The organism is Candidatus Phycosocius spiralis (assembly GCF_030158815.1).
Taxonomy (GTDB): domain Bacteria; phylum Pseudomonadota; class Alphaproteobacteria; order Caulobacterales; family Aquidulcibacteraceae; genus Aquidulcibacter; species Aquidulcibacter spiralis.
In genome coordinates this window covers 17,259-29,840 of sequence record NZ_BPFZ01000011.1, presented here as the reverse complement: position 1 = coordinate 29,840, position 12,582 = coordinate 17,259, and the positions used below count along the sequence as shown (strand labels likewise).

At 50.4% G+C, this 12,582-nt stretch carries 13 protein-coding genes and 1 tRNA gene; 3 read left to right on the top strand and 11 right to left on the bottom strand.

The genetic code is table 11. The features are described 5' to 3' along the window. Positions 1-81 precede the first annotated feature (81 nt). Entirely contained in the window at positions 82-237 is a 156-nt protein-coding gene (locus PsB1_RS08850) for a hypothetical protein (RefSeq protein ID WP_284360529.1), read from the top strand. 811 nt (positions 238-1,048) lie between these two features. Here PsB1_RS08850 and PsB1_RS08845 read toward each other — a convergent pair. From PsB1_RS08845 to PsB1_RS08830, 4 genes are read right to left on the bottom strand one after another with little or no spacing between them, the layout of a single operon-like run. After that, complete coding sequence (locus PsB1_RS08845; protein ID WP_284360527.1) at positions 1,049-2,590, bottom strand: UbiD family decarboxylase; 1,542 nt, start codon at positions 2,588-2,590, stop codon at positions 1,049-1,051. A gap of 17 nt (positions 2,591-2,607) precedes the next feature. Further along, positions 2,608-3,000, bottom strand: coding sequence for a DUF2237 family protein (locus tag PsB1_RS08840; protein WP_284360526.1), 393 nt, complete (start codon positions 2,998-3,000; stop codon positions 2,608-2,610). After that, positions 2,987-3,865 (bottom strand): alpha/beta hydrolase, encoded by an 879-nt coding sequence (locus PsB1_RS08835; RefSeq protein WP_284360525.1) that lies wholly within the window; start codon positions 3,863-3,865, stop codon positions 2,987-2,989. The genes PsB1_RS08840 and PsB1_RS08835 overlap by 14 nt, the downstream gene beginning before the upstream one ends. A gap of 36 nt (positions 3,866-3,901) precedes the next feature. Beyond that, positions 3,902-4,594: a class I SAM-dependent methyltransferase gene (locus PsB1_RS08830; protein WP_320412731.1), complete on the bottom strand. Its 693-nt coding sequence runs from the start codon at positions 4,592-4,594 to the stop codon at positions 3,902-3,904. A 194-nt stretch (positions 4,595-4,788) separates the two neighbouring features. Here PsB1_RS08830 and PsB1_RS08825 point away from each other — a divergent pair, with 194 nt between their 5' ends. After that, positions 4,789-5,208 (top strand): PEGA domain-containing protein, encoded by a 420-nt coding sequence (locus PsB1_RS08825; protein ID WP_284360524.1) that lies wholly within the window; start codon positions 4,789-4,791, stop codon positions 5,206-5,208. Positions 5,209-5,254: 46 nt separating this feature from the next. Here PsB1_RS08825 and PsB1_RS08820 read toward each other — a convergent pair whose 3' ends face one another. The 3 genes from PsB1_RS08820 to ubiA are packed head-to-tail and all read right to left on the bottom strand — an operon-like array spanning position 5,255 to position 7,437. Next, the gene (locus PsB1_RS08820) at positions 5,255-5,815 is read right to left on the bottom strand and encodes an NnrU family protein (RefSeq protein WP_284360523.1); all 561 of its coding nucleotides are present in this window, start codon (positions 5,813-5,815) and stop codon (positions 5,255-5,257) included. 38 nt (positions 5,816-5,853) lie between these two features. Beyond that, the gene (locus tag PsB1_RS08815) at positions 5,854-6,468 is read right to left on the bottom strand and encodes a DNA-3-methyladenine glycosylase family protein (protein ID WP_284360522.1); all 615 of its coding nucleotides are present in this window, start codon (positions 6,466-6,468) and stop codon (positions 5,854-5,856) included. A 24-nt stretch (positions 6,469-6,492) separates the two neighbouring features. Beyond that, on the bottom strand, positions 6,493-7,437 hold the full coding sequence (gene ubiA / locus PsB1_RS08810) for a 4-hydroxybenzoate octaprenyltransferase (protein ID WP_284360521.1): 945 nt from the start codon (positions 7,435-7,437) through the stop codon (positions 6,493-6,495). 145 nt (positions 7,438-7,582) lie between these two features. Between ubiA and PsB1_RS08805 the strand changes: the two genes are divergently transcribed. Beyond that, positions 7,583-8,308 carry a hypothetical protein gene (locus tag PsB1_RS08805; RefSeq protein ID WP_284360520.1) on the top strand — a complete coding sequence of 242 codons (726 nt, stop codon included), beginning with the start codon at positions 7,583-7,585 and terminating at the stop codon, positions 8,306-8,308. Between the two features lie 646 nt (positions 8,309-8,954). Here the strand turns inward: PsB1_RS08805 and PsB1_RS08800 are convergent. The 4 genes from PsB1_RS08800 to PsB1_RS08785 form a co-directional block, all read right to left on the bottom strand. Then, positions 8,955-9,031, bottom strand: a tRNA-Arg gene (locus PsB1_RS08800). 89 nt (positions 9,032-9,120) lie between these two features. Next, positions 9,121-10,281: a rod shape-determining protein RodA gene (rodA, locus tag PsB1_RS08795; RefSeq protein WP_284360519.1), complete on the bottom strand. Its 1,161-nt coding sequence runs from the start codon at positions 10,279-10,281 to the stop codon at positions 9,121-9,123. Beyond that, on the bottom strand, positions 10,278-12,194 hold the full coding sequence (gene mrdA, locus PsB1_RS08790) for a penicillin-binding protein 2 (protein ID WP_284360518.1): 1,917 nt from the start codon (positions 12,192-12,194) through the stop codon (positions 10,278-10,280). Before mrdA ends, rodA begins: the two co-directional genes overlap by 4 nt. Beyond that, a complete protein-coding gene (locus PsB1_RS08785) occupies positions 12,191-12,577 on the bottom strand; it encodes a hypothetical protein (protein ID WP_284360516.1) in 387 nt (128 codons plus the stop codon). The genes mrdA and PsB1_RS08785 overlap by 4 nt, the downstream gene beginning before the upstream one ends. Between the last annotated feature and the right edge of the window lie 5 nt (positions 12,578-12,582).

Below are 12,582 nucleotides of genomic sequence, written 5' to 3'. Positions count from 1 at the left end.
GCACGCGCGAACGCGAACCTATCTATTCATATGTTTTCAGTATTCGCCTGTTAGCGTGTTTCAATCAAGGAGGGAAAGCCGATGGCAATCATGATCGTGGGACTAATCTTGATAGCTCTAGGCTTGGTCGCATTATCGGTAGGTATAGCGTTCGTTCGCGTGATGGGCGAGCAATTTGACGAACTGTTGCCGCAGCGCATGGTTGATTTATCAGGGTTTATTCAGTTCCCCAAATAAATCAGGAAGTTGCAGTCGTGATGCTGCGCTTGTTGCAAGGATGATGCTTATTAGGTGGTAGTTTTTTTTGATTAGTATATCTAGGTTGTTGTGAATGCCTTATGGCAGATGCCTGCCCACCCTTTGTTGCGTGCATTTGGTAAAAGAATGATCTGAAATTGCCAATGATTAGATCGCCATTAGCTGGGATATAGGTGAAGTGTTGTCACCTAAGACATTTTTGAGCTAAGCGCGTTGGGGTAGTTGCAGTTGTTGATGAGGCAGATTAGGTAAGCCCTTAAGAAAGATCTCTTAGGTATCGCTTTGGCAGGCTGGGCAGCGGGCGAGCTTTTTTATACCATAGGGTTTACGTCCATCAACCCATTGGTTTTTGGACCCAAATTTTCAGCTTTTGTAAGCAAGAAATGCCAGTGTCCAATAGATCAATCTCTCCAAACAATGGCCAGGGCTAATCCAATTGGGATTTGATTGGATACATTCCCAAGCACGTCCATACAAATTCAAGTGTAACCAAAAATGAGTGCCGGGACATCTAAGGTTAGTTGACTTAGAACAGGCAAGAATGAGTATGGAAATCGTCAATGGTTATCTTTGCGGGGGTTGTAACGATGTCGCTTTTACCAAGAAAAACATCGATCCTGCTCACCCCAAAGTCACACCTAACACTATAGTACGCGCACTGGTGACCAACTTTACCGCAACGGCAATTGGGTTTGGAGGTGCGTGGCGGGCATACACCCTTTTTCTGGTGCACCCTGCCAAATGGTGAGAGAGCGGCTACAACGCTTAGATCTTGTCGCTTGACAACGCCCTATTTCCAGATCGGCTTGCCTTCTCCTGGCAGGCCTAAGCGACCCCATTTTTCGGTGACCGCTTCAATGATTTTGGCGTCCATACGGATTTCTAGGCCCCACTCGCGGTGGGTTTCTGGATGAATTTTGTTGGTCGCGTCCAGTCCGATTTTCGAACCAAGGCCACTTTCAGGGCTCGCGAAATCGAGATAGTCTATCGGCGTGCGGTCCACCAAAGTGATATCACGCACTGGGTCCATGCGCGTTGAAATCGCCCACATCACGTCTTTCCAGTCACGCGCATTGATATTGTCATCCACCACAATGATCCATTTCGTGTACATGAATTGGCGCAAGAATGACCAAGCCCCCATCATCACCCGCTTGGCATGGCCCGGAAAGGCCTTTTTCATCGAGATAACGGCAATGCGATAGGAGCAACCCTCAGGCGGCAACCAGAAATCGGTGATTTCTGGAAATTGCTGCTGCAATAAGGGGATAAATACTTCGTTTAGCGCCTCGCCCAGCACGCTGGGCTCGTCAGGTGGGCGGCCTGTAAAGGTTGACAGATAAATCGGATCTTTGCGCATGGTGATGCACGAAACCTGAAAGATAGGGAATTTTTCAACTGAATTATAATAGCCTGTGTGGTCGCCATAAGGGCCTTCATCGGCATATTCATCAAGGAGCACATGGCCCTCAAGGATGATTTCGGCGTGGGCAGGAACTTCAATAGGAATGGTTTTGCACGCCACTAAATCCAGTTTCGTGCCCCGCATTAGTCCCGCGAACTGATATTCGCTCAATGTCTCAGGAACGGGGGTAACAGCCGCTAAAATCGTGCCAGGATCAGCACCAAGCACGACTGCGGCAGGCAAAGGCTCGGGCTTGGTATCTTTCCACCGCTTATAATGTTGTGCGCCGCCACGATGGGCCAGCCAGCGCATGATGGCGCGGTCCTTGCCGATCTGCTGCATGCGGTAAATGCCAAGATTGTAATTATCTTCGCGCTTGTCGCTGGGGCCCTTCGTCACAATCAAAGGCCAAGTGATTAAAGGTGCCGGCTCCCCCGGCCAACAGCTTTGAATGGGCAGGCGCGACAAGTCGATATCGGCCCCTTGCCAAACAATCTCTTGACAGGGTGCTTTACCAAATCGAACGCTTTTGATCGTATTGGGCCGCATTTGCATCACGGTTTTGGCCAATGGGATGAGGTCAAAGGCCTCTTTTAAACCGCGAGGTGGCTCTGGCTGGCGCAAGAAAGCCAAAAGCTCACCCACTTCACGTAAATCCTGGGCGGTACGACGGTCCTTGCCACCCATGGTCACACCCATGGCGACGCGTTCAACGGTACCAAACAAATTGGTCAAAACCGGCATGGTCGCGCGACTTCCATCACCGATCAGCGCATGTTCAAATAAGGTCGCAGGCCCCTCTGTTGCCAGCAAACGCGTTTGAATTTCGGTCATTTCCAAAACCGTGGACACGGGCTCTTGTATGCGCACCAGTTTTTGTTCGGTTTCAAGGCGCGCCATAAACTCGCGCATGCTTTTATAGGCCATGTGTGTTTCATCACCTTTCATGTCGTGCGAGGCGAATTGACTGCATAGGTTTGCAGCGTTTCGAGTGGCACCACCACCAAAGCCTCTTCATGGGTGGCTTCGAGCCGGATAGGGGGTGCACAGCCTGCATCATGCGCCTGTTTCCAGCGGGTTAGGCACACACACCACTGATCGCCTGCGACAAGGCCAGGAAAGCCAAATTCTGGGCGCGGGGTTACAAGATCATTGCCGACTTGTTTCTGGTGGTACAAGAAAGCATCGGTCATCACAGCGCAAACAACATGGGTGCCATGGTCAAGGCCCTCGGTTTCGCAACAGCCATTGCGAAACCAACCGGTGAGGGGGTCAAGCGAACAAAGTTCCAATTTCCCACCCAAGACGTTGCGGGATCTTGGATCAAAGCGGCGCATCTGATTTTTCCTTCCGGGCGCAACCAGGGTAGCCTTGTGCTTTTTGAGCACGCATGAAGTCCAGCGTGTCACGCAAAGTAGGTGCGGTTTGGCGTAATAGAGGCGAGATTGCACCAAGGATAAAATTATGCCCAACCCCCTGATAAAGCTTTAATTCTGCCGAATTTCCATGTTGGATCAGGGCTTGTGCCATTTCTTCACTCAGCTTGGGCTCTACGATGGTATCGTCTGTTCCATGCAAAAACAGGGCTGGCGGTGCACGTGTAGCCGCAAATTGAAGAGGCATTGAGATGTCTAGGGTAGTGGCTGGAAAAATTTCTTTATAGACTGGCTCGATTGGGGTAAAAAAATAAGGTCCAGCGATACCAATCAGCCCTTTGACCCCGGCACAAGTGTTCGTACCTTCTGCGGCTAAATATCTTGGATCAAGGTCAATCAGTGCCGCAATATGGGCACCTGCTGAATGCCCAGCGATGAAAATAGGACGATCCTTGGCGATGGATTGTTGGATGAAAGCCAATGCTTTCGCACCATCTTCTACAAAACCTGGAAATCCTACTTCTGGATATAGCCGATAATTGACTATAATGGTTTGTACTCCACTCGCCGCGAAGCTCGTGCCAAAAAATTTATAGTCTTCTTTTGAGCCAAATTGCCAAGACCCACCATGATAGAAGACCAATACCGGTGTGTCAGGTAGAAGCGTTTTGGGATTGTATATATCCAGCTTCTGGCGCGTTAGGGGACCATAGCTGATATTGTGTTCGACTTTGCCTGGGACATGGGCTGCCATGTTTAATAGCTGTGGGCCTGCGCAACCTGCAAGGCAGGCAGAAGCGATCAAAACAATAATCCAATTTCTCATCCACACACTCCTTCGTTTTAGGCTTTGCCCTCTCGCTTATCTGAGTGCCCAAACGCTTGTCATCTTTACATCGCTATCTTCCAGTTCACGAGATACTTCAATGGTATAGCAAGCAACTTCCTTCAAATGGGCTTTGGGCAGATAGGTGCGCCCTGGGTCACCGATCAAGATCATAATACCCTTGGCCTGGCACGCTAATAGCCAGTTAAACAAGGGGTAGGCAATGTCGCGTTCATAAAAAAAATCGCCAACCAAGATGATATCTGCGTCAACTTCTTGGCCAATCAAGTCACCAAAATGGCAGTCAATTTCTTGTCGGTTCACCTTGGCATTAAGGCCGATGGCTGCTATGGCATAAGGGTCGATATCGGCAGCTGTCACGTGTACGGCTCCTGCCATTGTAGCTGCAATCGCCACTAAGCCTGAGCCTGAGGCAAGGTCTAAAACCCGCTTTCCTGCGACCAGTTCGCAGTGATCTAGCACATAACGCGCTAAAGCCTGCCCACCCGCCCAAGCGAAGGCCCAAAAGGGCAGAGGCAAGCCTTGTTTGGCCAGCTCCACTTCCGTCAATTGCCAAAGCGCTACAGCGTGATCGGCCAAATGCAATTGAATTTCAGGGCAATGGGCAGGGTGAGTACGGCGCGTATTAGCAAGGATGAAGGCTAGCAATCTTGGGAGAATGTGCTCTTTTGAGTCCATACTGAGTTGAAGCGTCAAGACACCAACCATCCCCAATCACCCCCCTGCACATTCAAACACTTAGTTATGATGAGCTTCCCTAGATTGACATGAGATTAAGCTTATTTAATGTCCAAGAGTCAGAATGGGCTAGGGGGATAGCTTACATGTTGAAATGTTTACTTATTTATCTTTCGCTGATTTGCCCAACTTGATAACTGGCACCATAACAATGAGGAAAACTTATGAGAATCACTAAAATCATAGCCATTGCCATTCCGGTGCTGGCGCTTGCAAGTTGCGCAACAATTACCCGTGGTACTAAAACCGACTTTACAGTTCAAACAACACCTGGCGGTGCAGCGGTTTCTACAACCAATGGCTTTAGCTGCGCTGCCACGCCTTGTTCATTTAAAATGCCTCGTAAGTCGCAATTTTCTGTGACGATCACGAAGCCTGGCTACAAGACTTATACTGGCAATGTGATCAACAAAATTTCAGGTGCCGGTGGTGCTGGAATGGCTGGCAATGTGATTGTGGGCGGCATTATTGGGGTAGGTGTTGATGCCAGCTCTGGCGCTATGTTGGATCTTGTTCCAAATCCATTGATTGTCACGCTAGAGGCAGAGGACCCAGCGGCGTCAGCTGACAAGCCGTACAGCTAATCTCGTCAAAGGTGTGCATCTTTGTCTGAGGGAAAAGATGCGCATCTTACCCCACCACGGCTACACCAATCAGCAGCTTGTGTAGGCCCACCATAAAGCCCAGCCAGACGGCAATACCGCCGCCAATCGCGATCATATCGCCCCTGCCCCAAGGCATCGAAACACGCACAGCCTTACCCAGCCGGATGCGCGCAAAGAGCGCCCAAGCCAAAAAGCCGCCAAACAGCAGCATGGAGCCCAAATCACCATTCGCCAATAAATGCGCGAGCGCCCAAATCTTCACCGAACCCAACATTGGATGCACGACCATGGCCTTGATTTTGCCCGGTGCATAAGTCGAAATCAGCAAAATCATCGCAGGTAGCATTAAAAGCAAGGTCACATTAGCCAAAAAACGCGGGGGCTCCCACACCTCGATCATGCCCTGATCGCGGTAAAGGCTATAGCCATAAATTAGAAGCACTAAGCCTGCTAAACTGATCAAGGAAAAAAGGCCTCGATAGGCTTGGGGACCAAATCGCGTGATCAATTCTTCACGTGGACCAATCAAGCGAACAAAGCCATGAGCGCCTAAAAAAAGGATTAGTCCAGTACAAAGCCAAATCATCGCCAATCATCCTTGTCCGTCAGTCTTTCTTAAGTGCGTTAAAGATCAGGCAGTACCGAATCCACAGCCTGCCAGCAATACCAAGCCGCTTGGGTGCGATAGGGGCGTAGATGATCGGCCATGGTTTTGAAGGCCTTCGGTTTGGGCATTTCGTCCAATCCATAGGCGATCATCCAACCTTTGCGGACACCTAAATCATCCACCGGCCACACATCGGGGCGACCAAGCGTGAACATCAAATACATCTCCACCGTCCATTGGCCCACGCCGCGCACGGCGGTAAGGCGTGCGATGATGTCTTCGTCGGGCAGATGGTCAATCTCTTTGCTATCGGGCACAATGCCTTCAATCCGCTTGGCGGACAGGTCTTTGAGGGCAGCAATTTTTTGACGCGACAGGCCACACGCGCGCAAATCCTCATCACTCTGTTTCATTAGATGGGCGGGATCGGGTGCGGTGGTGGGATCGCCACATAAAGTCAGCACGCGGCCTAAAATGGTGCCTGCGGCGTTGCCAGATAATTGCTGGTACACAATCGCGCGAAATAGGCTTTGATAGGCGGTTTGCTCTTCGCGCGTGGGGATGGGGCAGGGGCCATGGGCGGCGACCAATTTGGCCATAATTGGATCGCATTGGGCCAAGGCTTCACTCATATCAAGGCTCCGTTCCGTCCAAGGCTAGGGGAAAATGATCCAGCCAACCAATGCTTGCATGCCAAGCCCCACGACCAAAATCAAGCCCGCCATTTGGTTTGATTTGAATAGTCTAAGCGGGTTTTGCGCCACACCCTGCGAAGGTAACGCCCGGGCTTGTCCGAAGAGATGAGCGCCAAAGGCCAAGCTTGCACCCAAGCCCACAGTCCAAGCGATCACGCTGTGCACCTTTAAACTACATGCCAGCAGCACCAACAGCGTGCATGCGCCATAAAAACCACTGACCCAGATCTTGGTTTGATCACCAAATAGACGCGCGGTTGATTTCACGCCAACCAAAGCATCATCTTCAACATCTTGCTGCGCATAAATTGTGTCATAGCCGATGGTCCAACACACACATGCGCCATAAAGGCATAGCGCCGCGACATCCAAGCTGCCCATGACTGCAACATAGCCGACCAATACTCCCCAATTGAAAGTAAGACCCAGCCACACTTGCGGCCACCAGGTGATCCTTTTCATAAAGGGATAGGCCCCAACCAAAGGAATGGCGCATAAGGCCACTACCTGGGCCGGGGTAGGTAATATCAGCAATACCCCAAGACCCACGCCGCACTGAACCAATGTCCAGATGAATGCTTCGCGCGGGGTAATCATACCTGCGGGCAGGGGTCTGCCGCTTGTGCGCACAACACATTTGTCAATATCACGGTCAATGAGGTCATTGAAGCTGCACCCCGCCCCGCGCATGGCAATGGACCCCACGATCCAAGCCAGCATTAAAACCAAGTCTAAGCTCGAAAACCCAATGCCAGCGCGGCCTAAAAACTGCCCCATGAAGCAAGGAAGCGCCAATAGCCAAAACCCAATCGGGCGATCAAACCGCGATAAACGCAAATACGGCCGCCACGCGCTGGGTGCATGGTCAACAAAGCCGATGGGTTCTGCGTCTAAAGGAATAGTCACCCAAATTCTCTAGCCGTGCCTTGTGGTGGGCGCTAGAGGGTTGCGCGCAACGGGGTGCCCTTTAGCGTGCAGCGCAATCTTGGAATGTTATTGACTGACCTTAACTCTGCGTTTAGTTCGTTTTATGATAATTTTTGAGGGGTCGATGCGGTTTTGGTTTATTGGCTTAGCATTGTGTGTCGTTGGATGTGTCTCCACCCCACTGTCACCAGAAGAGCAGTCTCGTTTGGACATGTTTGCAAGCCGACTTAAGCCGCCTGCAACCCTTTCGGGTACATTTTCAATTGTTGATCAGAGAAAGCGAGATGCGACCAAATTCGATATCAATCTGACCGGTTGGGCTGGGGGCTTTTCTTGTTTCGATGGGGTCACGCAGCTTGGCGACTCAGTCTTTGCCGCCGACAGAATCGCCCGGCTCGAGAATGCGCTTGCAGAGGCATTTCCAGGGCAGGCGGGCAACCTCATTATCAGACGATACGATATTTATCTTAACCAAGAAGCAGAATCCAGTGCTTTAACCTGGTCGGTAGTCACAGCAAGCTTTGGTCTCTATGGCGGTTATTGGATGGAGGATGTGAAAGCTCCAAAAATCTGGCGCGCCCCAAAATGTGGCCGAGACCGCATGCATAGTGGCTGGTTTGATCCAAGCGAACTTACCAATAATTTCCCGCCCATAACGGTTGAGATTGATGTAAACATCTTTGGACAGGACTATTCAATAAATGCGGCGACTTCCTCAGAAATGAAGATAGCTTATCCCGGCGTAAGACCGTCGCCAGCATTTAACGCGATGTTACAATCGACGATGGATAAAGGGAATTCGCGTTTGATCAATGCTATCCGAGCTAAACCGCCCGCAAAGACAGAGTAAGGTTAATCCAAAAGCCGATGTCATTTTACAACGCTACTTGCGCGTAGCAATGCGCGCCGCGCCGTAGTGTTCATTCCGTTAGCAATGCACCATCTCCATAGCGAATATATTGGCTATTTCGCTTCGGTGCGCCCTTGCGCCACGCTATGCCTATGCTAAGGCCGCATTCGAGTTTCAGCCCACAAGATAAAGCAAGGTAGGAGCGCGGACCACGAGGTCCGCATCGAGACTAATAAGCGCAGCTTGTGCTGCGCGCTCCATTTTATTGAAAGCCTTATTCTCGCCCTGACCTTTTTTAATGCATGATCACATACAATTTTTAAAACTCAAAGCCTATAGCGGCCATGCTATATCCCTCGTTCAGCTTAAAGTTAACATTTAGGGATCATTATGAGCCTGACTATGTTGTATCCATCGATTAAGCGCGCATTGGCTTTGTCCATCCCATGGTGCACCCTGACCATAAAGGCAGGCGACTTCTCCCATTCAATGGGGCCATGTCGGGCAAGACCCAAGACTGACGAATGTCTGGCTTTAATCAATTAGTATTGTCCGAATATTGAAACGTCGATCTGGTTTCATCACTCAGACCTCCCTTGGCCCTTCGATCGGCATAGAATGTATCGCCACGGTGATGCGCACAATCTGGCGGTCCCGAAGGGACTTGAACCCCCGACCCATCGTTTAGGAAACGATTGCTCTATCCTGCTGAGCTACGGGACCGCTCTATTTTTGTTTAACTAAGCTTACTTCTTTTGGGGAGGGGGTTCCCAATCATCTGTGCAGTTGGGTAGCGGCCAAATGGGGTGATTTTACCTCAAGCGTGATGAAGATTTAAAGCCAGAGCCTAGGGATTTGTCGCGATAGACTCTGGCATTTTGCACCAAGCCAATACCAAACATTAAAGACAGCATTACGCTGCCGCCATAACTCAAAAAGGGCAAAGGTTCACCAACTACTGGCATCAGGCCCATAATCATGCCCGCATTGATGCCGACATAGATAAACATCAACATGGTAACACCGGCTGCCAAAAACTTACCAAATACGTGTCTGCACCCAATTGAAATCGAGATACCATATGCCATAGCGGCCATATAGAGCCCCAAAACAAATACGCCACCAACCATGCCAAATTCCTCCAGCAACATAGCAAACACAAAGTCGGTATGGCGTTCAGGCAAGAAATCCAATTGACTTTGGGTTCCTTGCATATAGCCTACGCCAAACAGGCCGCCCGATCCAATGGCGATTTTTGATTGGGTGATGTGATAGCCGGTTCCAAGTGGATCGCGGGAAGGGTCTAGAAAAGTCAAAATGCGGTTTTTTTGAAATTCTGCCATAAAGCCAAAAAATGCAATCAAAGCAAAGCTGGCCACAGCCGCTCCGGCGGCGGCGATATACCACCATGATAAACCCGCCAATATCACCATGGTGGCCCCAACTCCAGCCACCATGATCGCTGTACCCAAGTCAGGTTGCAAGGTAATCAAAGCCGCCGGGGCGGCTAACATCAACAAGGGGATTAGATGCGCCCTCAACGTCCACATGCGATCTGAATCGGCATCTTGATAAAATCGTGCCAAAGCTAAAATCAGCGCGATTTTCATAAATTCGGAAGGTTGAATACGGATCGGTCCAATTTCAAGCCAGCGCTGCGCCCCCAAAGCCACTTTTCCAAACAATTCAACTCCAATCAACAGGACGAATACAGCGATGTAGGCAGGATAGGCAAAATAATACCAAAACCTGACATCCACAGTTGCGACCACAAGCATCAAGCAAGTAACAAAACAAAATCGGATCACGTGATCACCAGCCCAAGGCTCCCATTGTGCGCCTGCTGCTCCAAACAATAATATGGTGCCAACCACGCTGATCATTGCGATCATAAACACCATCCCCCATTCGACGCGCCGCAATTTACCAAAAAAGCTATCACGACTTCCTTCCAGATCAGGTAAGAATGTCATGCCTTCCCATCCTTGGTTTGTTGCAAGTTGGGAGTGGAATTCAGTTCGGCGGTCTTGGCTTTAGTCGTAAAAGCTGGACGTGCAGATGGGTCTTTTAACAAGGTAGCTTTCATGATCTCGCGCGCCCGTGGTGCGGCGGTAGCACCCCCACCGCCCCCATGATCTACAACGACGGCGCAACAATATTTAGGATTGTCGGCGGGGGCGTAACATACAAACAAAGCATGGTCGCGCTGGCGCCATGGTAAGGATGCGTTAGAGCGCACCCCCACCCGCCGCTCCGCCATACTGATCCGGCGAACCTGGGCTGTGCCAGTTTTTCCGGCCATGGTCACACCCTTTATGCCTAAATCACCTCGTCCAGTACCGCCTGCTTCGTTGGAAACGGCGATCATACCTAGATGCACCAGATGCATGTTTTCATGGTTAAAGGGCAAAGGCTTAAAGGGAGTTAAAGGGACAGAACCTGGCCCCTCACGGATTAAACGTGGCTCAACAGCCAATCCTTGTGACGCGATCCTTGCCGTCATGATCGCCAATTGTAACGGGGTTGCCGTGATGAGCCCTTGGCCGATCGCAACATTGAGCGAATCGTAATCCTGCCAAGACTGGCCACGATTTTCAAGTTTCCAAGCGTTGTCGGGTACCACCGAGGATGCTACTCCAGGGATACCAATATCAAAGCGTTGTCCAAAGCCAAATCCGCGTGCAACTTCGGCCATGTGTTCCCCACCGATACGACGGCCCATTTCGTAGAAATAAACGTCGCAGGATACTTTAATCGCAGTGTGAAGATTGACCCTCCCGTGTCCCCGTCTTGAATGACAATGGAAACGGTGATTGCCCAACATATAATATCCTGGGCAATTGATGATTTCTTCAGGTTTGGTAACTTTAGCTTCCAAAGCTGCTAAGGCTGTGACCATCTTATAAGTTGAACCTGGCGGATATATGCCGCGAACCGCTTTGTGATAAAGGGGGCGCATTTCAGATTGATTATAGTCAGCGAAATCGGCTCGATTAATTCCATCGACAAATTTATTGGGGTCAAAGGCTGGGGCAGATACCAAAGCCAGTAATTCTCCCGTACGAATATCCATGACGACGGCCGAGCCAGCTTCTGCGGGGCGCTTTTCTTTTGCCTGAAACTGATCATAGGCAATTTGCTGGATCTCAGCATCAATGGTGAGGACGATGGGGGAGCCACTTTTTGCCGTTAGGCGTGGATCCACAACTTCGCGGATAACCCGGCCATGGGCATTGACCTCAACCTTCGTCGCGCCGTGCGTGCCACGCAATCCAAGTTCTTGTGATTTTTCAATGCCTTCTTTCCCAACACGGATTCCTGGGTGGCGGGCTTGAGCATCGTTGAGAAGGTCTTTGTCATTGGCCCGCGCGACATAGCCCAGCACATGGGCCATGGTTTCTGCTAAAGGGTAATTACGTGCCTCACCCATTTCGCATCGAACACCGGGATAAGATGCGCCAAAGACACTAACCCGCGAAAACTCCTCCCAAGATAGGTTTTCAGCAACCATGGCCGGCATGAAACGGGGGGCAGATTTAGCTTCACGAAGGCAGGCAGCCGCCTTTTCAGGAGATAAATGTAAAATGGCCGCCAAGGCGTTAATCGTAGATGGTAAATCCTTAACATCGTCGCGCATGATGGAGACCCGAAAGTCACGCCGATTAACAGCCAGCGGCACCCCAAAGCGATCATAAACGGGTCCACGTGAAGCTGGATTGATGACCAAGTTAAACTGATTTGCAGCAGCTTCGACGCGGAATTCATCATTCTCAAAAATTTGCAGTTGGGCCATACGTAGACCCAGAACGGCAAAATAAAGTCCGCCAAATGTGGATAAGATCACGGCGCGGCGGCTGAATAAATCGGGATCGTCACCTAAGTTCACACCTCATTCTCCGACAGATCAAACCATTGCGCGACAAAGGGATATAAACCTATCGCCGTAAGAATAGGTAATGAAATGGCAAAAAGATTGATACCTTTACCACTGAAAATACCAAAAATCAGGGCGGCAAGAAAGAAGAAAATGCCAGTGATGGTTGCCCGACCACGCGCCGTAGCAGCCAAAGCGACACTAAATTGGGCCGAGGTCATCGTTAGTCCGTATGCGATAAGGCCAATCATCGCCCAAACCCCGAATGGACCACCGGTCAAAACGTCTACCCAAAGTCCAAGTCCAAACAGCAGAGCACTGATTACCGCATTAGGGCCCTGATTGGCCCAGCCGCATGATGCCCATAACAGCGCCGAAGGCCAAAGCGGTTGCAAAGGCC

Bases quoted from the DNA above. Each gene is read 5' to 3' on its own strand.
- PsB1_RS08850 (WP_284360529.1), top strand. From the start codon at position 82: ATGGCAATCATGATCGTGGGACTAATCTTGATAGCTCTAGGCTTGGTC.
- PsB1_RS08845 (WP_284360527.1), bottom strand. From the start codon at position 2,590: ATGGCCTATAAAAGCATGCGCGAGTTTATGGCGCGCCTTGAAACCGAA.
- PsB1_RS08840 (WP_284360526.1), bottom strand. From the start codon at position 3,000: ATGCGCCGCTTTGATCCAAGATCCCGCAACGTCTTGGGTGGGAAATTG.
- PsB1_RS08835 (WP_284360525.1), bottom strand. From the start codon at position 3,865: ATGAGAAATTGGATTATTGTTTTGATCGCTTCTGCCTGCCTTGCAGGT.
- PsB1_RS08830 (WP_320412731.1), bottom strand. From the start codon at position 4,594: ATGGTTGGTGTCTTGACGCTTCAACTCAGTATGGACTCAAAAGAGCAC.
- PsB1_RS08825 (WP_284360524.1), top strand. From the start codon at position 4,789: ATGAGAATCACTAAAATCATAGCCATTGCCATTCCGGTGCTGGCGCTT.
- PsB1_RS08820 (WP_284360523.1), bottom strand. From the start codon at position 5,815: ATGATTTGGCTTTGTACTGGACTAATCCTTTTTTTAGGCGCTCATGGC.
- PsB1_RS08815 (WP_284360522.1), bottom strand. From the start codon at position 6,468: ATGAGTGAAGCCTTGGCCCAATGCGATCCAATTATGGCCAAATTGGTC.
- PsB1_RS08805 (WP_284360520.1), top strand. From the start codon at position 7,583: ATGCGGTTTTGGTTTATTGGCTTAGCATTGTGTGTCGTTGGATGTGTC.
- rodA (WP_284360519.1), bottom strand. From the start codon at position 10,281: ATGACATTCTTACCTGATCTGGAAGGAAGTCGTGATAGCTTTTTTGGT.